21 protein-coding genes and 1 pseudogene are annotated in these 23,808 nt (G+C 69.4%); 11 read left to right on the forward strand and 11 right to left on the reverse strand.

The features are described 5' to 3' along the window. A pseudogene (locus tag ACJ8AN_RS05415) lies at positions 1-276 on the forward strand (RNA methyltransferase); the annotation flags it as partial. Here the strand turns inward: ACJ8AN_RS05415 and ACJ8AN_RS05420 are convergent. Both ACJ8AN_RS05420 and ACJ8AN_RS05425 read right to left on the reverse strand, forming a co-directional pair. Next, positions 273-3,452: a PAS domain S-box protein gene (locus ACJ8AN_RS05420; protein ID WP_407754154.1), complete on the reverse strand. Its 3,180-nt coding sequence runs from the start codon at positions 3,450-3,452 to the stop codon at positions 273-275. The pseudogene ACJ8AN_RS05415 and the gene ACJ8AN_RS05420 sit on opposite strands and share 4 nt — an antisense overlap. A 204-nt stretch (positions 3,453-3,656) precedes the next feature. After that, entirely contained in the window at positions 3,657-5,300 is a 1,644-nt protein-coding gene (locus ACJ8AN_RS05425) for a sensor histidine kinase (RefSeq protein ID WP_407754155.1), read from the reverse strand. Between the two features lie 80 nt (positions 5,301-5,380). Here ACJ8AN_RS05425 and ACJ8AN_RS05430 point away from each other — a divergent pair, with 80 nt between their 5' ends. Next, positions 5,381-5,509, forward strand: a complete 129-nt coding sequence (locus tag ACJ8AN_RS05430) for a hypothetical protein (protein WP_407754156.1) — start codon at positions 5,381-5,383, stop codon at positions 5,507-5,509. On the opposite strand, the gene ACJ8AN_RS05435 is transcribed toward ACJ8AN_RS05430, so the two are convergent. Continuing rightward, the gene (locus ACJ8AN_RS05435; protein ID WP_407754157.1) at positions 5,493-6,380 is read right to left on the reverse strand and encodes a TIGR02266 family protein; all 888 of its coding nucleotides are present in this window, start codon (positions 6,378-6,380) and stop codon (positions 5,493-5,495) included. The two genes, ACJ8AN_RS05430 and ACJ8AN_RS05435, sit on opposite strands and share 17 nt — an antisense overlap. 20 nt (positions 6,381-6,400) lie before the next feature. Next, a complete protein-coding gene (locus tag ACJ8AN_RS05440; RefSeq protein ID WP_407754158.1) occupies positions 6,401-6,772 on the reverse strand; it encodes a response regulator in 372 nt (123 codons plus the stop codon). Positions 6,773-6,916: 144 nt separating this feature from the next. On the opposite strand from ACJ8AN_RS05440, the gene ACJ8AN_RS05445 reads away from it, so the two are divergent. The 4 genes from ACJ8AN_RS05445 to ACJ8AN_RS05460 all read left to right on the forward strand — a co-directional run bounded on the left by ACJ8AN_RS05445 (position 6,917) and on the right by ACJ8AN_RS05460 (position 12,634). Next, positions 6,917-8,302 carry a M20/M25/M40 family metallo-hydrolase gene (locus tag ACJ8AN_RS05445; RefSeq protein WP_407754159.1) on the forward strand — a complete coding sequence of 462 codons (1,386 nt, stop codon included), beginning with the start codon at positions 6,917-6,919 and terminating at the stop codon, positions 8,300-8,302. A gap of 167 nt (positions 8,303-8,469) precedes the next feature. Continuing rightward, entirely contained in the window at positions 8,470-10,200 is a 1,731-nt protein-coding gene (locus tag ACJ8AN_RS05450; protein ID WP_407754160.1) for an extracellular solute-binding protein, read from the forward strand. A gap of 5 nt (positions 10,201-10,205) precedes the next feature. Then, entirely contained in the window at positions 10,206-10,937 is a 732-nt protein-coding gene (locus ACJ8AN_RS05455) for a hypothetical protein (protein WP_407754161.1), read from the forward strand. Between the two features lie 20 nt (positions 10,938-10,957). Then, entirely contained in the window at positions 10,958-12,634 is a 1,677-nt protein-coding gene (locus ACJ8AN_RS05460; RefSeq protein ID WP_407754162.1) for an alkaline phosphatase family protein, read from the forward strand. A gap of 90 nt (positions 12,635-12,724) precedes the next feature. Here the strand turns inward: ACJ8AN_RS05460 and ACJ8AN_RS05465 are convergent, their stop codons facing one another. Further along, complete coding sequence (locus tag ACJ8AN_RS05465) at positions 12,725-13,531, reverse strand: SDR family NAD(P)-dependent oxidoreductase (RefSeq protein WP_407754163.1); 807 nt, start codon at positions 13,529-13,531, stop codon at positions 12,725-12,727. Between the two features lie 83 nt (positions 13,532-13,614). Beyond that, a complete protein-coding gene (locus ACJ8AN_RS05470) occupies positions 13,615-14,223 on the reverse strand; it encodes a hypothetical protein (RefSeq protein WP_407754164.1) in 609 nt (202 codons plus the stop codon). 253 nt (positions 14,224-14,476) lie between these two features. Between ACJ8AN_RS05470 and ACJ8AN_RS05475 the strand changes: the two genes are divergently transcribed. Next, the gene (locus ACJ8AN_RS05475) at positions 14,477-14,734 is read left to right on the forward strand and encodes a hypothetical protein (RefSeq protein WP_407754165.1); all 258 of its coding nucleotides are present in this window, start codon (positions 14,477-14,479) and stop codon (positions 14,732-14,734) included. Positions 14,735-14,792: 58 nt separating this feature from the next. On the opposite strand, the gene ACJ8AN_RS05480 is transcribed toward ACJ8AN_RS05475, so the two are convergent. The 3 genes from ACJ8AN_RS05480 to ACJ8AN_RS05490 all read right to left on the reverse strand — a co-directional run bounded on the left by ACJ8AN_RS05480 (position 14,793) and on the right by ACJ8AN_RS05490 (position 18,617). Beyond that, positions 14,793-16,667, reverse strand: coding sequence for a gamma-glutamyltransferase family protein (locus ACJ8AN_RS05480; protein ID WP_407754166.1), 1,875 nt, complete (start codon positions 16,665-16,667; stop codon positions 14,793-14,795). A 75-nt stretch (positions 16,668-16,742) separates the two neighbouring features. After that, positions 16,743-17,630 carry an EamA family transporter gene (locus tag ACJ8AN_RS05485; RefSeq protein WP_407754167.1) on the reverse strand — a complete coding sequence of 296 codons (888 nt, stop codon included), beginning with the start codon at positions 17,628-17,630 and terminating at the stop codon, positions 16,743-16,745. A gap of 33 nt (positions 17,631-17,663) precedes the next feature. Then, positions 17,664-18,617 (reverse strand): zinc-binding dehydrogenase, encoded by a 954-nt coding sequence (locus ACJ8AN_RS05490; RefSeq protein WP_407754168.1) that lies wholly within the window; start codon positions 18,615-18,617, stop codon positions 17,664-17,666. 127 nt (positions 18,618-18,744) lie between these two features. Here ACJ8AN_RS05490 and ACJ8AN_RS05495 point away from each other — a divergent pair, with 127 nt between their 5' ends. After that, entirely contained in the window at positions 18,745-19,539 is a 795-nt protein-coding gene (locus tag ACJ8AN_RS05495) for an alpha/beta fold hydrolase (RefSeq protein ID WP_407754169.1), read from the forward strand. A 68-nt stretch (positions 19,540-19,607) separates the two neighbouring features. On the opposite strand, the gene ACJ8AN_RS05500 is transcribed toward ACJ8AN_RS05495, so the two are convergent. Further along, positions 19,608-20,804, reverse strand: a complete 1,197-nt coding sequence (locus ACJ8AN_RS05500) for a small ribosomal subunit Rsm22 family protein (RefSeq protein WP_407754170.1) — start codon at positions 20,802-20,804, stop codon at positions 19,608-19,610. A 61-nt stretch (positions 20,805-20,865) separates the two neighbouring features. On the opposite strand from ACJ8AN_RS05500, the gene ACJ8AN_RS05505 reads away from it, so the two are divergent. From ACJ8AN_RS05505 to ACJ8AN_RS05515, 3 genes are read left to right on the forward strand one after another with little or no spacing between them, the layout of a single operon-like run. Beyond that, positions 20,866-21,861: an ATP-binding cassette domain-containing protein gene (locus tag ACJ8AN_RS05505; protein WP_407754171.1), complete on the forward strand. Its 996-nt coding sequence runs from the start codon at positions 20,866-20,868 to the stop codon at positions 21,859-21,861. Then, a complete protein-coding gene (locus tag ACJ8AN_RS05510; RefSeq protein ID WP_407754172.1) occupies positions 21,858-22,661 on the forward strand; it encodes an ABC transporter permease in 804 nt (267 codons plus the stop codon). Before ACJ8AN_RS05505 ends, ACJ8AN_RS05510 begins: the two co-directional genes overlap by 4 nt. 4 nt (positions 22,662-22,665) lie before the next feature. Further along, on the forward strand, positions 22,666-23,460 hold the full coding sequence (locus ACJ8AN_RS05515; RefSeq protein ID WP_407754173.1) for an ABC transporter permease: 795 nt from the start codon (positions 22,666-22,668) through the stop codon (positions 23,458-23,460). Positions 23,461-23,492: 32 nt separating this feature from the next. Here ACJ8AN_RS05515 and ACJ8AN_RS05520 read toward each other — a convergent pair whose 3' ends face one another. After that, entirely contained in the window at positions 23,493-23,687 is a 195-nt protein-coding gene (locus tag ACJ8AN_RS05520) for a hypothetical protein (protein WP_407754174.1), read from the reverse strand. Positions 23,688-23,808: the final 121 nt, after the last annotated feature.

Below are 23,808 nucleotides of genomic sequence, written 5' to 3' on the forward strand. Positions count from 1 at the left end.
CAGGACGTGCGCACACTGACGCCCCCGGCGGGACTCGGACGCGGGCTGGTGGTGGCCAATCCGCCCTACGGCAAGCGGGTGGGCGAGGCGGAGGACCTGCCGGGGCTGTACCGCGCGCTGGGCGCCACCATCCGGAGGGCCTTCCCGGGCTGGCGTGCCGCGGTGCTCCTCCCCGAGGATCCGGGGCTGCAGCGCGCGCTGGCGTTGCCCGAGGGACGCAACCTCCCGGTGCGCAACGGAGGCCTGCGTTGCCGCCTCCTGCTGTGCTCGCTCTAGTGGAGCAGGCTCTCCTCGCCTCGGGTGCCGAGCGGTAGCGTGAAGAAGAACGTGGAGCCCTGTCCTGGCTTGCTCTCGACCCAGATCTTCCCTCCGTGGGACTCGATGATGGCCTTGGTGATGGCCAGGCCGAGCCCGAAGCTCTCCCGGGCCCGTCGGGTCGCCTGCCAATACCGGTCGAAGATGTGGCTCAGGTCCTCCTCGGCGATACCGGGGCCCGTGTCGCTGACGCTGAAGACGGCCCGGTCTCCTTCGAGCCGGGTCCGAATCATCACGGTGCCGCCCTCGCCCGTGAACTTGATCGCATTGCCGATCAGGTTCGAGAAGACCTGCACGATCCGCTCGCGATCACACCGGACCCACGAGGGGGAGGGCTCCGTCTCCCTCTCGAGTCGAATCCCCTTCTCGCCCGCGTTGGGTTGCAACGCCTCGAGGACCTCGGTCACCAGCGCGCCGGCGTCGTGGTTGGCGACCTCGACCCGGAGCTGCCCCGCCTCGATGCTGGAGAAATCGAGCAGGTCGCGAATGAGGTGGAGCATCCGGCCGGAGGCGCGCCGGATCTTCCCGGCGGTCCGGGTCGTGAGCTCCCGCTGCTCGCCCTCGCGTGGCTCGGAGAGGAGCTGATCGGCCCCCATCTGGATCATGCTCAGCGGGCTGCGGAGATCATGCGACACGATGGCGAGGATCTCCTCGCGCATGCGGATGGCGGTCTGGGCCTGCTCGTACAGCCGGGCGTTGTCGATGGCGAGCGCGGCGCGGCGGGCGAGCTCCTCGGCCAGGAGCAGGTCGTCCGAGGCGTAGTGCCTGCCGGCAGCGGCCAGGAACAGCATCGCGCCAAAGGTCTTGCCGCGAGCCGTCAGCGGCACGCACATGTACGACTGCATTCCCAGGTCGCGCAGGACGTTGGGCGCCGCGAACCCGAGTGCCTCGCCGAGCCAGTCCATGTCGGAGATACCCGATTTGAACTCCGGATGCCCGGTGTGCACCACGCTGGCCACACCGTGCCCCATCCGCGGTTCGCCAGGCATGCTCCGCACGGCCTTCTGGAGGAGTCGCTCCTGCTCCGGGTCGACATGCGCCACCGCGACGGGCTGGATGCGCTGCCCCTCGAGCATCTCGACGACGCAGGCCTGGGCCGCATCGCGTGTCCCCAGCCGGACGACCTTCTCCAGGGTGGTGTGGTAGTCGAGCGACCCGGCGAGCACCGTGCCGACCTCGGCCAGGAAGGACAGGGCCCGCTCGGTCCGCATGCGCTCCGTCAGGTCCCGGATGACGTTGGAAAAACCGCGCAGGTGTCCGTACCTGTCCATCACCGCACCCAGGATGACGCTCGCCCAGAACATGGCTCCGCCCCTTCGGACGAGCCAGCCCTCGTATTCGGCGCGCCCCTCCGCCAGCGCTTCCTGGATGAGCCGCTCGGGTGTCCCGTTCGCCACCTCCTCGGGCGGGAAGAACCGCGAGAGCGGCGCCCCCATGACTTCGTCCGCCCTGTACCCCTGCATCCGCTCGGCCCCCGGGCTCCAGCTCGCGACCTGCCCGTCCGGTGACACCATGAAGACGCCGTAGTCCTGGACGCTGTCGAGCAGCAGCCGGAGCCGCTCCTCACTCTCGCGCAGCGCCTCCTCGACCTGCTTGCGTTCGGTCAGATCCCTGGCGACGTTGCTCAGACCCCGGAGGCGTCCGTTCTCATCTTCCACCGCACTCAGGGTGACGAGCGCCCAGAACCGATCGCCGCCCTTGCGGACCAACCAGCCCTCATAGGTCGCGGTGCCCTTCGAGAGCGCGTCCTGGAAGAGACGCTCCGAGGTGCCCTTCGCGATCTCCTCGGGAGGGAAGAAGCGGGCGATCGTCGAGCCGACGACCTCGTGGGCCCGGTAACCCTTGAGCCGCTGCGCACCCAGGTTCCAGCTCTCGATGGCCCCGTCCAGCGACAGCATGAACACGCCGTAATCCTGAACGCTCCCCACGAGCAGCCGGAAGTACTCCTCGCTCCGCCGAAGCTCCTGCTCCGTCTGCTTGCGCCCGGTCACATCCCTCGCGAGCACGGAGAAGCCCCGAAGGCGGCCGCCTTCATCCTCCACCGCGCTGACCGTGAGCAGTCCCCAGAATCTCTCTCCTCCCTTGCGGACGAGCCACCCCTCGTAGTCCGCCTTCCCCTCCCGCGCGGCCTTCCCCAGGAGGTACTCGGGATGGCCTGCCCCGACCTCGTCGCGAGGAAAGAGCTCCGACATGGGGGAGCCGATGATCTCATGAGCCCGATAGCCCTCGAGCCGTTGGGCGCCGCGGTTCCAGGTCTCGACCACTCCGGTGGGCGACACCATGAACACGCCGTAGTCCTGACTCTCGACGAGCAGCCGGAAGTGCTCTTCGCTCTCCCTCAGCGCCTGCTCGGCCCGCTTGCGCGTGGTGAGGTCCCTCGCCACGTTCGAGAAGCCTCGAAGGTGTCCTTGCTCATCGGTGACGGCGCTCAGGATGAGGTTCCCCCAGAACTTCCCGCCGCCTTTGCGGACCAACCACCCCTCGTATTCAGCCTTCCGCTCGAGCTCGGCCTGCGCCAGGAGCCGCTGGGGTGTCCCCTTCTCGCGCTCCTCGGCCGGGAAGAAGCAGGAGATCGGCGTGCCGATGACCTCGTGGGCCCGGTACCCCTTGAGCCGCTGCGCACCGGGAGTCCAGCTCGCCACTTTTCCGTCGAGCGACAGCATGAACACGCCGTAATCGCGGATGTTCTCGAGGAGCAGCTGGGCATGTGCTTCGGCATCACGGCGGGCGTACTCGGCCTCCTTGCTCCGGGTGATGTCGACCGTCAACCCGGTGAGCAGGAGCGTGCCATTCGAGCGACTGCTGCGCTGAACGGCGGTCTGGACCCAGAGGGTCGAAGAACCATCGTTCCTGAACATCCGGTGCTCACACGTATGGACGCCGCCCTTGGCGGCCGCTTCGTACAGCGTCTCCAGGACGCGGCCCCAGTCCTCGGGGTGGACGTGTTTCTTGAGGAAACCTTCGTCGGCCTGCCACTGCCCCGCGGGGTAGCCCAGCAGTGAGGCCGCCGACTCACTGACGAACGAGAAATGGAGGGCCGCCGCGTCCGCCTCCCAGATGATGGCGCCGGGGAGGTTCCGCACCAGCTCGTCAGGTCGAGCCGCTGTCGAATCCGTGCCCGTCTGTGCGTTCGCCATCGGTACCCTCCAAGCGCCACGTAAAGACCGTCTGGGGGGCCAAGCGCTCGGTGATCGCTGGCCCGCGCCTGACGGGCCCGGTGCTGGGGGACGATCTCTTCGAGGCTTTGAAGGTAGATGGTGAGGCGTGAAAGGATCCGCAAGTGCTGGACCGTTGCGGGCCCGTGCGGCCGGACGGGTTCACGGCTGCTCGCCCCGTCCCGTTCAACCCCCTCCCGCACGACCGGGAGCCTGGCGGGTGGGAGGCAGGGGCCGCGCCTCCAGGTGGAGGGGCAGGTGCAGCTCGAAGCGGGCGCCGCCTCCGGTCCGCTGGCCCACCGACACCGTGCCTCCATGGGCGAGCACCACCCGGCGCACCACCGCCAGCCCCAGGCCCGTGCCCGTGGTGCGCGTGGTGAAGAAGGGCTCGAAGACACGGTGGGCATCCGCCGGGGAGACGCCGGGGCCCTGGTCCTCCACGGTGAGGAGGATGCCGCCCGGCTCGCCCTGCACCGTCACGCGCACCTCGCCTCCGGACGGCGAGGCCTGCACCGCGTTGCGCAGCAGGTTCTCCAGCGCGAGCTGCAACAGCGTCTCGTCCGCCTGAATCACGGGCACGTCCGGCGCCTCGTCCACGCTCACCCGCACCGTGCCGAGCTGGCGCCGCTCGCGGAAGAGTTCCAGCGTGCGCCGGGCCAGCTCGCCCGGGTGCAGTGGCCGGGGCCGGGGCTCCAGCGGACGCACCACGTCCAGCAGATCGCGCACCATCACGTCCAGCCGCGTGGCCTCCTCCGCCAACATCTCCACCGCGCTCGTGCCGACGGGGCCCAGCTTGTCGCGCTTGAGCACCGCCACCGCGTTGAGGATGGCGCCCAGGGGGTTGCGCACCTCGTGGGCCACCACGCCCGCGGCCTCTCCCAGCACCGTCAGCCGCTCCTGCGCCACCAGCTCCGACTGCAGCCGGGACAGCTCGGCCAGCCGCGAGGCGGCGAGCCGGTGGTGGCGCACGTTCTCCAGCGCTCCGCCCACCTGCCGCGCGAACAGCTCCAGCGTGGCCGCGCTCGTGGGCGTCAGCGACGCGCCCTGTACCGACAGGATTCCAAACGGCTCATCCTCCACGAAGATGGGGGCGTCCAGGGCCCGGACGATGGGGTGGGCGCGCCGCATCTGCTCCAGCAGCTCCGAGGCGTGGAAGTTCACCAGCACCCCGAGGAAGTCATGGTGGAAGGCCGCCTTGCGCCGGGTGAGCACCTCCTCGTAGTGCGGCAGGCTGGAGCGGGGGAAGCGCAGCTCCTGGATGGGCTTGCCGTAGAGCAGCTCGCCGGCGGCCACCTGGGCGGGGTCCTGCCGCATCGGCCCGTGCACGAGCGCGTCGCCCTCGAGCAGCATCACCGTCACGAAGAAGCCCTGCTGGTGGATGGCCTCGACGGCCGTCTCCAGCACGGTCTGCTCGTCGCGGCAGCGCACCAGCTCTCCGGCGGCGTGCGCGAGCGCCTCGGTGAGCCGCCGCATGCTGGCCTCGCCCTCGGCGTCGAGCAGCATCAGCAGCGTGTCCTCGGGCCGCAGCCCGTTGCCGCGCCGCATGCAGTACGTGCGCTCCTGGCCTCCCGCCACGAGCACGCGCAGCCACACCGTGTCGGGGGTCGTCTCCCCGCGCGCGAAGTTCGCCTGCATGGGCTCCAACCACGACTGGTCCGCGGGAGCGAAGCGGGCCAGCAGCATCAGCGCGGGGACGGCGCGCACCTCCTCCATGCCGATGCCCAGCAACGCCAGCAGTGCCGGATTGGCGTGGATGATGGAGTCGCTGCGGACCACGAAGGTCGGCAGGGGGAGCCCATCGAGCGGCCGGTACTCCGCCGTATCTGACACTTCTCTTTCCTCCTCCCGCGTCACCCGCGAAGGCGCCAGGCAATCACTCCCGCCGTGCTCCGTAGAGAGGAGCGTAGGGGATGAACGGGGGATTGCACATGTACTTCGGCAACGTGGTGGATTCGGATGAGCTGGAGCTCAAGGCGGTGGTCACGGTGGCGGCCACCTGGTTCTGCCTGACGGCGGTGTTCCTCAGCGGGATGATGTAGACGCCGGAGAGCGGTGGGAGCGCAGGAACTCGTCGATGAAGGTGCGCTCCTCGGGGCGCAGGTCCGCGAGCCCCAGCCCATAGCCGCGCGGCTGCTTGCCGTCATCCAGCGTGTACTCCCAGATGACGGAGCTGCGCAGCTTGAGCTGCTTCTGGGCCTGCTCGAAGTTGAGCACCAGGTCCACCCGCGTCCCCAGCTTCAGCGGCTTGTCGGTGGGGATGAAGAGGCCCCCGGCCTGCAGGTTGATGATGCGATGGTCGGTGAAGATGCCCGCGTTGCGAGCGCTCACCTTGAGCTCCACCTGGAGCCTGTCATTGCGCATCTGCAGGCCGACGAACTCCTCGGCCGAGTACGTGTAACCCGCCGCCGCCGGCTGCGTGGCGCGGACCGCGTTCGGGGCCGCCAGGGGGGCACCCGGGGCCGCGCGCACGGTGCCCTCGGCCTCGCGCATGCGGCGCGCGAGCAGCTCGAAGACCTCCGCGCTCACCTTGCGCAGCTCGGGGTGGGTGTCCGAGCCCAGGTGCTCGGGCGAGAATCGCTTCGCCAGCCGGAAGAAGGCGCCGCGCAGCTCCTCCAGCGGCGCGTCCGCCTTCACCCCGAAGAGCTGATGGGCCGGCAGGTCCTGCATCTGCCGCAGTTGCTGGCGCAGGCGCTCGGCCTGCTGCGCGCCGGCGGCCGGACCGGACGGGGCCGCGCTCAGCAGGTCCTTCACCTCGGTGAATTGCTCGATGGGCTCCCACGAGGAGCCATCGCGCGAGGCGCGCACCACGGCCTTGAGCCGCCCCGAGCCGATCAGCTCGCGAAGTGCCTGCAGCGTCAGCGGCCCCAACACGCGGCCGACGGAATCTCCAATCCAGTAGTTCGACGTCACGGGTACACCTCCGTGTGGAGTCAGTGGGCGAGGGCCTGCCGGACGGCCAGGGCGATCTCCAGGGGATGGAAGGGCTTGCCGACGAAACCCACCGCTCCCGCGGACATCGCCTGCTCCACCACGGGCTCGGCGTCCATGCTGCTGATGATGAGCACCCGCGTGTCTGGCGACGAGTCCTTCATCGCCGCCAGCACCTCCAGCCCGCTGCGCCGGGGCATGAAGAGATCCAACAACATCACCGCGGGGCGCTCGCGCGCGGCGACCTCCAACCCTTCCTGCCCATCCGAGGCCTCCAGGAGTCTCACCTCGAGGCCACTCTCGTGAATGGCATCCTTGAGGAGCGTGCGCACGAAGCGATCATCATCGACCAGCAGAAGCGTCGGAGTGGTCATGTGCCCGGATGATAAGCGTGATGGCTCGTGAATGCCCGAGCAACCTGGAAGGCCGTGCAGCGATGAACGCACGGTGAATGATGATGGACGCGAAGTCGTTGAGCACTGCATGGTGCGGCCTGCTCTTGGAGTAAGGGAGGAAGCATGTCCACCGACAAGGCCCTGGCCCATTTCGAAGCCCAGAAGAACAGCTACCTCGAAGATTTGAAGCAGTTGGTGCGCATTCCCAGTGTGTCCTTCGACGGATTCGACCCCGCGAATGTGCGAGCGAGCGCGGAAGCCACAGCGAGACTGTTGAAGTCGCGTGGCTTCGAAAACGTGCAGCTGCTGGAGATTCAAGGCGCACACCCGTACGTGTACGGCGAGCTGTTGAAGGCTCCCGGCAAACCCACGCTGTTGCTGTATGCCCACCATGACGTACAGCCGGCGGGAGACGAGGCGGCGTGGAAGAGCCCGCCGTTCGAGCCGCAGATTCGAGACGGGCGCCTGTACGGCCGCGGCTCGGCGGACGACAAGGCGGGCATCGTGGTGCACACCTCCGCGGTGGATGCGTGGCTGAAGGGCGGAGGCGGTCTGCCGCTCAACGTGAAGGTCATCATCGAGGGCGAGGAGGAGGTGGGCAGCGAGCACCTCGAGACGTTCCTGCAGAAGCACAAGGCGCTGCTGAAGGCGGACGCCATCGTGCTCACGGACACGACGAACTTCGAGACGGGGCTGCCGTCCATCACCACCGCGCTGCGCGGGCTCGTCACCGTGGACGTGGAGGTGCGCGCGCTGCGGCAGGCGGTGCACTCGGGCATGTGGGGCGGGCCGGTGCCGGACCCGGTGATGGCGCTGTGCCGCATGCTGGCCACGCTGACGAACCCGGATGGGAGCATCGCCATCGAGGGCATCTACGACCGCGTGCGCCCGCTCACCGAGGCCGAGCGCAAGAGCATCCAGTCGCTGCCGGGAGACCCGGAGTACTTCAAGAAGCAGGTGGGCATGGTGCCGGGAGCGCAGATGCTCGGTGGGCGCCACCCGTGGGAGATGAACTGGCGGCAGCCGGCGCTGGCCATCAACGCCATCCAGGCCAGCAGCCGCAAGGACGCGCGCAACATCATCTGCGACACGGCCTGGGCGCGCGTGGGCATCCGCGTCGTGCCGGACATGGACGCGCAGGACGTGCAGAAGCGGCTGGTGGACCACCTGAAGAAGGTGGTGCCCTGGGGACTGGAGCTGCACATCAAGCAGGACCCGCCCGCCGGCCCGTGGTTCACGGACATTTCGCATCCGGCCTTCCAGGCGGCGTTCCGCGCGCTGCGCCAGGGCTACGGCACCGAGCCGGTGGCCATCGGCTGCGGCGCGTCCATTCCGTTCGTGGAGCCGTTCGCCAAGGAGCTCGGCGGCGTGCCCGCGCTGCTCATCGGCGTGGAGGACCCGTACACCAACGCGCACTCGGAGAACGAGAGCCTGCACCTGGGCGACTACGAGAAGGCGGTGCGCAGCGCCATCCACCTGTACGCGGAGCTGGCGAAGGAGCTGAAGTAGGACGCCGCGGCGACGGACGGCCCGGGACTGGTGGCTGGAGCAGCCGCCAGCCCCTCCCTCCCCGGGTGGGAACCGGGCCCGTACGCTCCGTGTAACCCGGTTCCGGACTTCCTTCTCTACCTGACGTGGTGTGAGTGCCGTAGAGTGCGCCACCCGAGAGGAACGTCATGAATCGAGGAACCAGTATCGCGGTCGTCCTGGTGTTCGCGCTCGTCTGCGCCGCCGTGCTCTACAGCAAGCTCTCCCCCAGCTCGTCCCGGGAGACGCCCACCAGCGACACGCGCCCGTCGGACTCCGCCAGCCCCAACCCCTCCCAGCCCGCCAAGGACACCCTCGAGGTGCTCTACGCCTCGTCGGACGGCAAGAAGGAGTGGGTCAACGACGTCATCAAGACCTTCAACGACAAGAAGGTGGAGATCAACGGCAAGGTCGTGGTGGTCAAGGCCGAGCACATGCGCTCGGGCGAGAGCCGCGCCGCCATCCTCGCCGGCAAGTCCAAGCCCACCATCTGGGGGCCCGCCGGCAAGAGCTGGATCGACCTCATCAACCAGGACTGGCAGACCCGCTACAACCACCCCTTCGTCCCCGAGGCGAAGGACACCGTGAACACCGCGCTCGTCATCGCCCTCTGGAAGCCCATGGCCGAGGCGCTCGGGTGGCCGAAGAAGGAGATTGGCTTCAAGGAGCTGCGCTCCGTGGTGACCAACCCCAAGGGCTGGAGCGCGCTCGGCCATCCGGAGTGGGGCACCTTCAAGTTCGGGCACTCGCATCCCGACTACTCGAACTCGGCGATGCTCTCCGTCATCAGCATGATCTACGCGGGCGCCAACAAGAACACGGGCCTGACCTCCGCGGACATGAAGAACCCGCAGGTGGTGTCGCTGCTCAAGGACATCGAGCGCTCCGTGGTCCACTACGGCGAGAGCTCGAGCTGGCTGATGGACAAGCTGTGCGCGCGGGGCCCGGCCTACCTGTCCGCCGTCACCGTGTACGAGTCGTCCGTCGTGAAGGCCAACGACAAGTGCAAGACCAAGCCCTTCCCGCTGGTGGCGGTGTACCCGAAGGAGGGCACCTTCTGGGAGACGCACCCCGCGGGCGTGGTGGACGCCGAGTGGGTCACCGAGGACCAGAAGCAGGCCGCGCACGCGTTCCTCGACTTCCTCGTGTCGGCCGAGCAGCAGGCCAAGGCGCCGAAGTACGGCTTCCGGCCCGCGCTCAAGGACGTCCCGCTGACCGCGCCCTTCGACGAGGAGCACGGCGTCTCGCCCAACGCCCAGCGCGTGGAGCTCGAGTACCTGAGCGAGGACCTCTTCCAGCGCGCCAACGCGCTCTGGCACGAGACGAAGAAGAAGGCGGCGGTGTGGGTCGTCCTAGATACCTCCGGCTCGATGAACGGCAAGCCGATGGACGCGGCTCGCGCGGGCACGGTGAAGTTCCTCCAGAGCATGGAGCCGGATGACCTGGTGCAGGTGATTGCCTTCAGCCAGCAGCCGGTGGCGCTCGGGACCGCGGGCAGGGTGCGCGAGATGGGCGAGGGCCTGGCCCAGAAGGTCAGTGGCCTGTACGCGCAGGGCCAGACGTCGCTCTACGACGCGGTGCTGATGGCGATGGATGAGGTGGACGAGGCGCGCAAGAAGGACACCGAGCCGCGCAGCTACGGCATCGTCGTCCTCTCCGACGGCAAGGACACCTCCTCGAAGAAGAACCGGCCGGATCTCATCGAGCGGCTGCCCAAGCCCGAGGACACCGAGGGCACGCGCGTCTTCACCATCGCCTACGGGGACGAGGCGGACGAGGAGCTGCTGCGCAACCTGAGCGATCGCTCGAACGCCCTGATGGTTCGTGGCGACAGCGCGGACCTGGACAAGCTGTACCACCAGATCGCGTCGTACTTCTGAGGCGCATGAAGGAGCCCGCCTGGCAGAGGTTCTTTCCCGCCGCGGGGGTGCTGGCGACCGCTGGCATCACCTCCGCGGCGACGGGGGAGTGGTGGGTGCTGGGGCTGGGCACGCTCGCCGCGGGGGTCCTCGCGCTGCTCAACCGCGGGGGCCCGCAGCTGCCGGCGGGACTGGATGCCGCGCACCAGGCCAGGGCGCGCACGCTCTGGAACGCCAAGGAGCAGCTGGCGGCGGAGCTGTCGGGCGTGCCCGAGTCCGCGCGCGCCCTGCTCGCCATGTCCGCGCCCCAGCTCGAGCGGATCGGCGCGCAGGGCATGGCCCTGGTGTCCCGCCATCAGGAGCTGCAGTCCTACCTGACGCAGGCGGGCGTGGAGGCGCTGAAGCAGGAGCACGCCCGGCTGGAGAGGCTGGCGGCGCAGAGCCCGGACCACGCCGCGAGCGAGCGCTACCGCGAAGCGGCGAAGGTCCGGCAGGAGCAGCTCTCCCACGCGGCCGCGCTCCAGGGCCACGTGGCGAGATTGGATGCGGAGCTGGCCGCGCTCCAGGCGAGGCTGGAGGCGGTGCGGCTGCAGGTGTTGACCTTGCGCTCGGCCCAGGCGGACTCGGAGGTCGCGGAGAGCTCGCAGCGGGTGTCCGCCGACCTCTCCGGGCTGTCGCGGGAGATTGGCGCCATCTCGGAGAGCTTCGAGGAGCTCGCCGAGGCCCCGCGCCAGGCACAGAGGACTCGTAACTCGTAACTCGTTGGGAAGAGGGGTTCATGCAGAAGTCGAAACGTCTTGGATTGGCAATGGCGCTGCTCATGGGCTCGGCCGCGGCCGCGCAGGCTCCCGCGAAGCCGGTGAAGCCGGCGAAGGCGGCGAAGCAGTCCCCGGCACCGAAGCTGGTGGTGCTGCTGGTGGTGGATCAGCTCGGCGCGGACGTGCTGACGAAGCTGGAGCCGCGCCTGGGGCCCAAGGGAATCAAACGCATCCTGGGCGGCACCCGTTACACCGAGTCCTCCTACCGGCAGCTCGCCACCTATACGGGCCCGGGCCATGCGCTCCTGGGGACGGGCGTCTATCCGCACAAGAGCGGAATCGTCTCCAACAAGTATTTCGATCGCACCACGGGCAAGAGCATCACCACGCTGCTGGACCCCGCCCATCCGCTGCTCGATGCGCCGGCGGATCCCGAGGACGACTCGTCGCCCACGAAGCTGCTCGCCCCGACGGTCGGCGACCTGCTCAGGAAGCAGAGCCCCGAGTCCAAGGTGATGGCGATCGCCCTCAAGGACCGCGCGGCGGTGCTGATGGCGGGCCATGAGGGCAAGGCCTACTGGCTGTCCGAGTCGACCGGGAAGATGACCACCTCGACGTACTTCGAGAGCGCGCTGCCCGGCTGGGTGAACGACTTCAACACGAAGAACCCGATGGACGCGCAGTTCGGCAAGGTGTGGGAGCGCTCGCAGCCGGCGGCGAAGTACACCGGGCCGGACGACGCCGGGTACGAGGGCGACTACAAGGGCCTGGGCAAGACGTTCCCGCACAAGATCACCGGCAAGCTGGACAAGCCGGGTCCCGACTTCTACGCCGCGTTCTCGGCGACGCCGCTCGCGACCGACTGGGAGCTCTCCTTCGTGAAGGCCGCGGTCGAGGCCGAGGGGCTCGGGGCGGATGCGACGCCGGACCTGCTGGCGGTGAGCTTCACCGCGCCGGACTACGCGGGACACGCGTATGGCCCGGACAGCCACGAGGTGCAGGACTCCATCCTCGGGGTGGATCGCGCCATCGGTGAGCTGGTCACCTACCTGGAGAAGAAGGTCGGAGCGAAGAACGTGGTGTTCGCGTTCAGCGCGGACCACGGGGCGGCGCCGGCACCGGAGAAGCTCGCGGCCGAGGGAGAGAGCGCGCGGCGCATCAAGAAGGCGGAGCTGAAGGCCTCCGTGCAGAAGGCGCTGCAGGAGAAGTACGGCCCGGGTGAGTGGGTCGTCGCGCTGGAGGATCCGAGCATCTACCTGAATACCCAGCTCGCCGCGGAGAAGAAGATTCCCTCCGAGGAGCTGGAGAAGACGGCGCTGGAGGCCGCGCTGAAGGTGCCGCAGATCGCCGCGGGCTTCACGCGCACGGAGCTGATGGCGGGCACCAACCCGGAGCGGCCGTACTTCGCGGCGACGCGGCTGACCTTCCACCCGGACCGTGCCGGCGAGGTGTTGCTGGTTCCGGCGGAGCACTCCTTCTGGGGCAAGTACGGCGAGAAGAGCGAGGGCTCCACCCACGGCAGCCCCTACCGGTACGACGCCCACGTGCCGCTGGCCTTCTACGGCGCGGGCATCCGCAAGCAGGTGGTGAAGACGCCGGTGGATCAGGCGGACATCGCGCCGACCCTGGCCGCGCTGCTCGGGCTCGAGGGGATTCCCGATGCCGATGGGAAGCCGCTCCCCGAGGTGAAGAAGTAGGACCGGCCCGAGGGCTGGGGTCCCGGGTCGGCCCCAGCCCCCCAGGCACGGGTGTCGGGCGAGAGGGGGCGCCCCACCGCCTGGGAGGGCTCAGGCGTTCCCGGGCGTGCGGTAGCGCGCGGCGAGCGTGGGCTTGCTGCCCTGGCGCATGCCCGCCTCGGCCTGCTCCAGCGCCGCGACGGCGTCGGCCGCCTCGAGACCGGGGACGCACACCGTCTCGCCGCGCTCGAGCCCCACCAGCGAGGCGGTGACGACGTCCTCCGGGGTCATCGCCCCGCGGTAGCCGCCGTTGAACTCGGTGGCCGTCATGCCCGGACACACGACCTGCACCTTCACCGGCGTTCCCCGCACCTCACCGGCGAGCGTCCGGGTGAAGGTGACGAGGAAGGACTTCGCGCCCGCGTAGGTGGCGCGGTGCGGAAGCGGATTGGGCGGCACCGAGCCGGAGAAGGCCAGCAGCGAGGCGACGTTGATGATGGCCCCGCGGCCCCGTGCCAGCATGCCGGGGAGGGCGGCGCGCGTGGCCAGCATCGGCGCGAGGATGTGCAGGCGCACCAGTTGCTCGAGGAGGACAGGGTCGACCTCGGCGAAGGGGGCGTAGCCTCCGATGCCGGCGTTGTTGATGAGCAGGCTGAGGTCCTCGCCCGCGGCGCGCTGGTTCACCCGGCGCATGTCCTCGTCGGAGGTCAGGTCGGCCTTGAGCACCTCGGCCCGGATGGAGTGCGCGGCCTCGAGCTCCCGGGCCAGGGTACGCAGCCGGTCCTCCCGCCGGGCGACGAGCACGAGGTCGTATCCCCGCTCGGCCAGCCGGCGCGCGTACACCAACCCGATGCCCGCCGACGTTCCCGTGATCAATGCCGTTCCCTGCGTGCTCGCCATGCGCTCTCCCGTCTTCATGAGTGCCGTGCACTCAAAGGTGTGTATCCGGCGGACAGGTGAAGTCCGCTCGGCTGGCCCCGGTGGCGCCGAGCGGGAGGCTTCTACCGCATGTCCGGCAGGGTGAGGGTCTGGAGCAGCGCGAGCGGGTTGTCCAGGATCTGCTCGGCGCGCAGGTAGTCCTCGGCCGTGCCGAGCAGCAGCTTCGGCGTGCCCTTCAACGACGGCACGAGCGTCACCACCACCGTGACGGTTCCGCCGTCCGCCCGCAGCTCGAACGAGAGGGTCCGCCCGCTCCGGCTGGGACCTCGCAGGCCGAGCCGCAGGTTGCGCATGAACACGCGCGCCTCGCCCCACTCCCGCGCGAGGGAGCCGAAGTCCACCGCGTCCGGTTCGCCGTCCAGCAGCACCGCGCGCAGCCACCGCGTGGAGGGCTCGTCCCGGGTGGCCAGGAGCAGCTCGCGCAGGCGCTCCAGGGCCGGCCGGGCGAGTGCCTCCGAGAAGCCCGGCGTGAGGAAGGCCTGTCCCTTCATCTCCAACGCCTCGACCAGGAGCGTCACCTCCCGGAGGGATTCCTGGCTCACCTTCGGGGCCTCGGCCGGGGCTTCGGCTGGAGCCTGGTTGAGCACGTGCATCCGCGCGGTCGAATACGACTCGCCCGTCTTCTCCTGGCGCTCACGGATGCGCTTCTTCAAGTCCTTCTTGACGGTCATCGCCCACCTCTCGCGAGCGAGAAGCCCCATGCGCTCGTCGCCCGCTCGAGAAGCGAGTGCGATGCGGACCAGCTGCCCGAGAAGAGGACTCCCCTTTGCCCTCCTGGCGCGCCAGGCATGGGCTGGCGAACGAGGGTTGCGCGCGGGCCGGCGCGCTCGCCGTCAAGGATAAGAGCCGGATTTTCGTGGAGCAACTCTCGCCAGGCCGGGCCGTGTACAGTGGGTACTCCAAGTAAACCCAGGAGGAAGCACCATGCGTCGACTCGTGTGCGCCGTGGCGGTCTCGTTCGGAATGCTGATGGGCTGTGGTGGTGACGTCGCGGTGGACAACACCCGGGACACGCTCGAGTCCGTGGAGCAGGGACTGGCCTGTATCTACCCGAACAATACCTGCCCCTCGGGGACGGTCTGCGTCGACACGCTCTGCCGCAAGGCGTGCCCCACGAGCGGCATCTGCTCCAGTGGTGCCGCGTGCCGCGTCGGTGGGGACGGCACGCCGTACTGCATCTAGCCGGTTGCGAAGCAGGAGCCCGGGCTCTCCACGAGTCCTGGGCCCACGCCTCGCGGGCCTACCAGGCGATGCCGTAGTCCTCGCCGTGGTGGCTGGAGCCGCCCCACAAGGTGCCGTGCTCCCGGTCGAAGTAGATGGCGTTGATGGGGCCGGAGGTGCGCTCCTCGTAGGTCGGCTCGTAGCCCATGCGCTTGAGCTCGGTGCGGACCCAGGGCGGCACCTGCTCGCTGAGCAGCACCTTGCCCGGCTTCGTCTCGTGCTTGCCGAACGAGGCGCGCATCTGGAAGCTGTTGATGTTGGCCGCCTCGGTGGCCTCCTGCACGTTCATCCCGAACTCCACCACGTTGAGGAAGAACTGCAGCAGGTTCTGGTCCTGGCTGTCCCCGCCCTGCACCGCGAACGAGAGGTAGGGCTTGCCGTCCTTGAGCGCGAGGCTCGGCGTCAGCGTGGCGCGCGGCCGCTTGCCGGGCTCCAGGACGTTGAAGGGGCCCTCGGCCGGGTCCAACACGAAGCTCTGCATGCGCTGGCTCAGCCCCACGCCCGTGCGGCCCGCGATGACGGCCGGAAGCCACCCGCCGCTCGGCGTGACGGATACCACCCAGCCCTCCGCGTCCGCGGCCTGTACGGACGTGGTGCCCGCGTAGAAGGTACGCTCGAAGTCCAGCTGCGCCTGCGCTGTCTCCGCCGGCTTCTTCTCCGGCGCCTGGCGGTTCCACTGCTCGAGCAGCGGCTGGTACGGGTTCGTCCCGCCCTGGAAGGGGTAGGGGTCCCCCGGCCCGATGGACGGGTCGTTCTTCTCCCAGTTGATGCGTTTGGCGCGCTCCTTCGCGTAGTCCTTGGAGAGCAGGCCCTGGATGGGCTCGGCCGGGGGGAAGTACGGGTCGCCGTAGTAGAAGTCGCGGTCGGCGAACGCCAGGTTCATCGACTGGTAGAGGGCGTGGATGTAGCGCGCGCTGTTGTAGCCCATGCCCTTGAGGTCCATGGGCTCCAGGATGTTGAGCGCCTGGAGCATCGCCGGGCCCTGCACCCAGGTGGTGAGCTTGTAGACGTCGATGCCCTTGTAGTTCGTCTTCACCGGCTCCTCGATGCGGACCTTCCAGTTGGCCAGGTCCTCCATCGTGAAGAGGCCGCCCTCCTCGCGTGTGCCGCGCACCAGTTCCTGGGCGATGTCTCCCTTGTAGAAACGGTCATACGCCGCGTAGATGGCGTCCTTGCGGCTCTTGCCCTTCTTGAGCGCCGCCTTCTCCGCCTCCACGAGCTTCTTCAGCGTGGCGGCCAGGTCCGGCTGGCGGAACACCTCGCCGGCCTTGGGGGCCTCGTACTCCTGGCCCAGGTGGGGCAGCAGCACCTCGCGCGAGTAGCGCCACTCCTTGAGCTTCTTCTTGTTCTTCTCGATGGTGCGCGAGGACTGGGCCTCGAGGGCGTAGCCCTCGTCGGCCATCTGGATGGCGGGGGCGAGCACGTCGGCGAGCGAGAGCTTCCCGTACTCGGCGAGCATCACCAGGAGGCCGCCGGGGGTGCCGGGCGTGACGGCGGCGAGGGGACCGAACTCGGGCGGGTACTGCATGCCGTGGCTCTTGTAGAACTCGACGGTGGCGCCGGTGGGGGCCACGCCGAGCGCGTTGATGCCCACCACCTTGCCGGTGCGCGGGTTGTAGATGAGGGCCTGCGTCTCGCCGCCCCAGCCGAGCGTGTCCCACATGGTGGAGGTGGCGGCGATCATCGCGCACGCGGCATCCACGGCGTTGCCGCCCTTCTGGAAGACCATGGCGCCCGCGGTGGCCGCGAGCGGCTTGCCGGTGATGGCGACCCAGTGCTTGCCATGCAGCACGGGCTTGGCGGTCTGTTGGGCGTGAAGCGTGAGGGGAAGGACGAGAACCAACGCGAACAGCAGGCAGAGGACGGCCCGCCCGGGACTCCGGGCTGCGGACATGGTGTCTCCAGTACGAGCGTGCGGGAAAGTGGGGGAGCCGCAGCCTAGGGCCCCCACCCGAGGCGGAGCAACCGCTCAGGCCTCCACGGGCGGAGCCACGCGGCGCGCGGTGAGGGCGGCCCCCGCGGACGCGGCGCTCACGAACACCAGCGCGAGCCACTGCGTCACGGTGAGTTGCTCGTGCAGGAATACCAGACCCGCGAGGGCGGCGACCGCGGGCTCCAGGCTCATCAGGATGCCGAAGGTGCGGCTCGGGAGGACGCGCAGCGCCATCATCTCCAGCGTGTACGGCAGCGCACTGGAGAGCAGCGCGATGGCCAGGCCCGCGGCGAACAGCGGAGGCGTGATGCGTGCCGCGAGGCCCTGCGCGAGCGAGAAGGGCAGCACCGTCAGGGCGGCGAACAGCATCCCCGTTGCGACGCCCTGTGCGCCGGGAAATACCCGGGACACGCGCCCGCCGAGCACGATGTAGGCCGCCCAGCACGCCCCCGCGAAGAGCGCCAGCAGCACCCCCACCAGGTCGGGCGCGCCGACGCCCTGGCGCCACGGGGCGATGAGGAGGATGCCCACCGCGGCGAGCAGCGCCCAGAGGAAGTCCGCGGCGCGCCGCGACCCGAACACCGCGAGCGAGAGGGGCCCCACGAACTCCAACGTGACGGCCAGCCCCAGCGGGATGCGGGCGAGCGCCACGTAGAAGCTCAGATTCATGGTGCCGAGCACCAGGCCGTACGGGATGACGGCGAGCCACTGCGCGCGCGTGAGCCGTGCGAGCGGCGGACGCACCACCGCGAGCAGCAGGAGCGCGGACAGCGAGATGCGCAGGCCCGCGGTGCCCGCCGAGCCGAGCGCTGGAAACACGTCCTTGGCGAAGGCGGCGCCGCCCTGCACGCTCACCACGGCGAGGAGCACCGCCGGGATGGGGGGCAGGGTCGGGGAACTACGGGTCGCGGGTGCTTCGCTCATGCGCGCTACACTTACCTCAGCGAGCCCGGAGGCTCACGACATCTTGAGCACCGCGCGGAAGCGCACGTCGGCCTTCATCATGCGCTGATAGGCCTCGGTGGCCTTCTCCAGCGGGAAGACCTCGACGAGCGGCTGGATGTTCTGGAGCACGCTGAAGCGCACGGTCGCATCGGTGTCGTGAGGGCCCTCGGCCACCCAGCCGCGCACCGCGAGCCGGCCGAGCAGCTGCACGGGTGACAGCTCCATCTTCTCGCCCGAGCCCGCGACGATGACCACCTCGCCGTCCATGGCGAGGCCCCCGACGAGCGCCTGGATGGCCTTGGCGTTGGGCGCGGTCGCGATGACCACCTTCGCGCCACCGAGCGCCTTGAGCGCCTTGGCCGCATCCTCGGTGTCGGTGTCGATGTACTCGTGGGCGCCGAGCTGCCGCGCGAGGGCCTCCTTCTGGCGGCCGCGCGAGACGGCCACGGTGCGGAAGCCCGCCTTGCGCGCGTACTGGATGGCCAGGTGTCCGAGCCCGCCGATGCCCTGGATGGCGACGACATCGCCCATGCGCGCCTTGCTGTGCTTGAGCGCGGTGAAGGTGGTGACGCCCGCGCACATGAGCGGCGCGGCCTCGAGGGCCCCGAGCCCGTCGGGAATCGTCACGAGCGCATCGGCGAAGGCCACCGTGTACTCCGAGTAGCCGCCGTCGACGGTGAGGCCGGTCACCTGGCCGTGCCCTCCATCCCAGCCCACGCCGACGCGCTGGCCTGGCTTCCAGCCGCTCACGCCGGGACCGAGCTTCTCGATGATGCCGATGACCTCGTGGCCAGGGACGCGCGGGTACTGCACGCCGGGCATGTGGCCCTCGATGGCCACGTTCTCTCCGTGGCACACGCCGCAGGCCTCCACGCGGAGGAGGACCTGCTCGGCACTCGGCTCGGGAATGGGGCGCTCGACGAGCTCGAAGGCGCCTCCACGACGGGGAATCTGGATGGCTTTCATGGATCGTCCCTATAGACCGATCGCGACGTCCTGGCAGCCGGAAGCAGCACCGACTCTCCGTGAACAGTTCGGCGCTTGGCCTACCAACAGAAGGTGTGTCAGTTGGTTCGTATCGAGCGGTGGGTGTATGCCGCTCGTCGTGTCCTCCCTTCCTCCGTCCTCGTCTCGCGGAGCTCCCCGGCTGGCCATGGGCCGCACGCCGGGCACGGGCCCGCTCGTCGTCTATCTGCACGGGCTCGGCTGTGCCGGAAGCCTGGAATGGCCGCCCGTCGCGCGCGGTGCGGCGCTCCAGGGCCACGCGAGCCTCTGGGTGGACCTCGTGGGCTTCGGCCAGAGCGAGCGCCCGGCGGACTTCAGCTATGACCTGCGCGAGCAGGCGGAGCTCCTGGCGGCACTGCTCGGCACGGAGTCAGGTCCGCTCGTCCTGGTGGGCCACAGCATGGGCGGTACGCTGGCGGTGCTGCTCGCCGAGCGCCTCCTGCGAGCTGGCCGTCCGCTCCAGGCGCTCGTGGTCGCCGAGCCGAACCTGAGGCCCGAGGACGCCACGGGCAGTGCCCGGGCCGCCGCCACTCCGGTGGACGTGTTCCTCCGCCGCTGGGACGGATGGGTCCGCCAGTCCTCGGGCTTGTACCAGGAGGCGCTCCGGCAGGCGGATCCGCTCGCGTTCCACCGCAGCTCCGTGTCGCTCGTGCACCACGGGGCGGGCATGCTGGCGCACCTGGCCGCCCTGCCGCTCGAGCGCAAGGGCTACATCCTCGGAGGGCGCAGCGACGAGGCCACGCACGAGACGGCACGCCAGGTGGAGGCCGCCGGGATTCCCGTGGTCACGGTGCCGGACTCGGGGCACGGGTTCTGCGAGGACGACCCCGAGGGCTTCGGCCGCGCCATCCTCCAATTCCTCTCATCTTCTTCCGTGGAGTGACCCGGATTGATGTCCCCCCTCCCGGAGGGCGAGGGGCAAGGTGCTCGGGGTCCGACCCGGGCGGAGACTCAGGGCTCCTTGGGCTTCGCTTCTTCCGCAGGCGGCGTGGGCTTGGGCGCCGGGGGGACTCCCTTGCCCGCGTACGCCACCACCGTCACCTCCGAGGTGTCGTTCAGCCCGAGCCCGTCCCCCTTCTCCTCCGTGTTCGTCACCGAGATGACGTCCCCGCGGTGCAGCTTGAAGAAGCGCTCGTTCTTCTCCGTGCGGTGCTTCTCCTGCATCGCCAGGCCCATGCGGCCCTCGGGTCCGCAGCCGATGAAGCGCTGCCGCCCCTTGCCCTCGAGCGACTCGGAGACAATCCGGAACAGCCGCTCCGGCCTCGGCTCCGGCCAGCCCTCGCCCTTGGGCGCCAGCACCAGGTAGCTCATCTTCAGCGATTCCTTGTGCAGCCCCGCCGCCTTGGCGATCTCCTCCACCACCCCGGGCATCGGCCACTGGCGCTCCGCGTGGCACCAGTCGCTCTCCTTCACCAGCGCGGGGCAGGCCCCTCGGAACATGCACGGCGCGCGGATGGCGTAGCCCTTCTCCACCATCACGTCCCGCACCTTCAGCAGCAGCCGGGATGTCTCTCGCAGCGCCGGCTCCAGCACCACCAGGCTCCCGCCCGGCTTCACCTGCGCCAGCACCTGCTCGAGCAGCGCCGCGCGCGGCTTCACCGCCTCGTCCCCCGCGCCGTACAGCTCGTTGAGCACGTGGCCCATCGTAATCAGGTCGTACTTGCCCTCGGGTGGGGCGGCCTTGCGCGTGGGGTCCCACTCCCGGGTGGCGAGCGCCTCGCCCGCCTCCATCGCGAGCGCCCGGGCGAGCGCCAACGCCGGCTTGCTCCGGTCCGCGGCCGTTACCTCCGCGGCGCCCGCGTCCAGCGCGGCGAAGGACAGCGGGGCCGGGCCGCTCCCCAGGTCGAGCACCGTGCGGGGCCGGTTCGCCAGCTCCCCGAGCGCCTCGCGGGCCTGGGCATAGGAGACAGGCCAGTAGAAGAGCAGGTAGGCGCCCAGCAGCCTGGGGTCGTCCATGTACTTCGCCCCGGCCAGCTTCCGGTCGCGCGTCAGCCCGAGCGACAGCTGCTTCACCCCCGCGCCCACCTCCTTGATTTCCTGGGGCGTCAGGCGCGTCTCGGGCCCCTCTCCACGCCCACGGGCCTGCCGCCAGACGGCGATGAGCCGGGGGATCCACCGCTCGAGGTCCTTGCCGTAAGCGCCACTCATCCAACCCTGCCTTCCAACGAGGGGTCGCCTCTTCCGGGCAACCGCGTTAAACCCTGTCCCAATGATTTCCGTCCGAGACCTGCGCAAGCACTACCAGGTCCACAAGCGCCCGCCCGGCCTCATGGCCGCCCTCCGCTCCGTCTTCCACCGTACCTACACCACCGTGAAGGCCGTGGACGGCATCTCTTTCGAGATAAAGCCCGGCGAGCGCGTGGGCTTCCTGGGTCCCAACGGGGCCGGAAAGACGACCACCCTCAAGGTGCTCTCGGGGCTGCTGCATCCCTCGAGCGGCGAGGTGCGGGTGGATGGTCATGTTCCCCGCCACCGCGAGGATCTGTTCCTCAAGAAGATCATGCTGGTGACGGGGCAGAAGCAGCAGTTGCTGTGGGACCTGCCGCCCTCCGAGACGTTCGAGCTCAACCGCGCCATCTACGACGTCCCGAGGGCCCAGTACAAGCAGACGCTGGACGAGCTGGTGACGCTGCTGGAGCTGGAGGAGCTCATCCCCAAGCCCACGCGGCAGCTGTCGCTGGGCGAGCGGATGAAGTGCGAGCTGGCGGCGGCCCTCATCCACCGGCCCAAGGTGCTCTTCCTGGACGAGCCCACCATCGGCCTGGACGTATCCATGCAGGCCACGATGCGCACGTTCATCAAGGCCTACAACGAGCGCAACGGGGCCACGCTCATCCTCACCAGCCACTACATGGACGACGTGGCGGCGCTGTGCCCGCGCGTCATCGTCATCGACAAGGGCGTGCTGTCGTACGACGGGGGGCTGGACGCGCTGGTGCAGCGGGTGAGGCCGGAGAAGCGCGTGGTGCTGCGGCTCAACCAGCCGGTGGACGCGGCCGTGCTGGCGCCGCTGGGCAAGGTGGTGACGCACGACAACGTCACGGCGGTACTGCAGGTGCCGCAGGACGCGGTGAACACCACCGTGAGCCGGGCGCTCTCCAGCCTGCCGGTGCAGGACCTGACGGTGGAGAACGCGCCGCTGGAAGAGGTGATGAGCGAGCTGTTCGCCGAGACCAAGGCACGGCGCGGGGTGGTGGGCGCATGAGCGCGCGGAGCACCTTGCGGGCGCTGCCCACGCTGCTGCGGGTGGGCGTGGCCGAGGCGGTGGCCTACCGGGCGGAGATGTTCGTCTGGGTGCTGTCCACCACCATGCCCTTCATCTCGATGGCACTGTGGACGGCGGTGGCGCGCTACCAGCCCGTGGGCCGCTATGGCTCGCAGGACTTCGTGCGCTACTTCCTCGCCGCCTTCGTGGTGCGGCAGATGACGGGCGCCTGGGCCGCCTGGCAGATCAACTACGAGGTGCGCCAGGGCACGCTGGCCATGCGCCTGCTGCGTCCCATCTCTCCGCTGTGGAGCTACGCGGCGGAGAACCTCGGCTCCTTCCCCATGCGGCTGTTGATCGTGGTGCCGGTGGCTGTTTTCTCGGTGGTCCAGCTGGGCGCGGACTCGGTGCCCCGGGAGGGGTGGCGCTGGGTCTTCTTCTTCCTGGCGCTCTTCGGCGGGTGGCTGCTCACCTTCCTGTGCAACGTGGCCATCGGCACCCTGAGCCTCTTCATGGAGAGCAGCCTGAAGCTGATGGACGTGTGGATCGCCCTCTTCTTCGTGTGCTCCGGTTACCTCTACCCGGTGGAGCTCTTCCCGCCCGCGCTGCGGTGGCTGCTGGATTGGCTGCCCTTCCGCTATCAAATCGGCCTGCCGGTGGAGCTGATGACGAACCAGCACGGCTTGGGCGAGGCGCTCGGGCTGCTGGTTCGACAGTGGCTGTGGGTGGGGCTGGTGTTGACGGTGTCGCTCGGACTTTGGAAGCGGGGCCTCAAGCGCTTCGCGGCGTTTGGAGGGTAGGGAGATGCTGCGCCGCTACCTGCGACTGCTCGGAGTACGGCTCCGGGCCTCCAGCCTGCTCGCGATGCAGTACCGCGGGGACTTCCTCGTGGACGGCATCATCTCGCTCTTCTGGACGGTCACCGCGCTGGTGCCCCTGTTCGTCGTCTTCCAGAGCGAGCAGCAGAACATCGAAGGGTGGAGCTTCGGCGAGTCGCTGCTCGTCATCGGCTGGTTCACGTTGCTGCAGGGGATTCTCGAGGGAGCCATCAACCCCAGTCTCACGGGCGTGGTGGAGCACATCCGCAAGGGGACGCTGGACTTCGTGCTGCTCAAGCCCGCGGACGCGCAGTTCCTCGTGTCCACCGAGCGCTTCCTGCCGTGGCGGGCCATCAACGTGCTCGCGGCGCTGGGTGTCTTTGGCTACGGCTTCCACGTGCTGGGGCGGGGGCCGTCGCCCCTGGGGGTGCTGGTGTCGCTGGGGCTGATGGCCACGAGCGTGTTGCTGCTCTACTCGCTGTGGATTCTCACGGTGGCCGCGGCCTTCTACGTGGTGAAGGTGGACAACCTCACGTACTTCTTCACGTCCATCTTCGATGCGGCGCGCTGGCCGGCCTCGGTGTTCCGCGGGGTGCTGTCCTTCATCTTCACCTTCGTGATTCCGCTCGCGGTGATGACCACCTTCCCCGCCGAGGCCCTGCTGGGCCGGCTGCCGTGGACGTCGCTGCTGTGGGCGGTGGTGGGCTCGCTCGTGTTCGCGTTCATCTCGCGCCGGGTATGGTTGCACGCCATCGGCCGCTACACCTCCGCGAGCAGCTGAGCCGCGGAGTGCTCACCCGCGAGGGGCGCTTCTCAGGCCTGTGCGCCCTCGTACGTGATGCGGAGTCCCCTGTGGGTCACCGTGACGAGCGGGCGGCCGAACCATCCGCAGTGCTTGCAGACACCGTTCGGCCCCGCCGAGGTGACCCGGACGGGCAGGTCCGCCGCGCACACGGGGCAGCCCTCGGGAATCATGTAGTCGCGGGACGTGGGTTGGACTTCGGTCATGAATTCATGGGTAACGCAGGAAAGGCGCTCCGCAATGGGGTGCCCCGGCGCGTCCCGGTCCGTGAACCGGGCCTGGCCGCCCGCCCGGTGTCGGATGAAGGAGGGGCGGGGGGCACAGCGG

It is taken from the genome of Archangium sp., from assembly GCF_045802675.1.
In the GTDB taxonomy this organism is placed as follows: Bacteria; Myxococcota; Myxococcia; order Myxococcales; family Myxococcaceae; genus Archangium.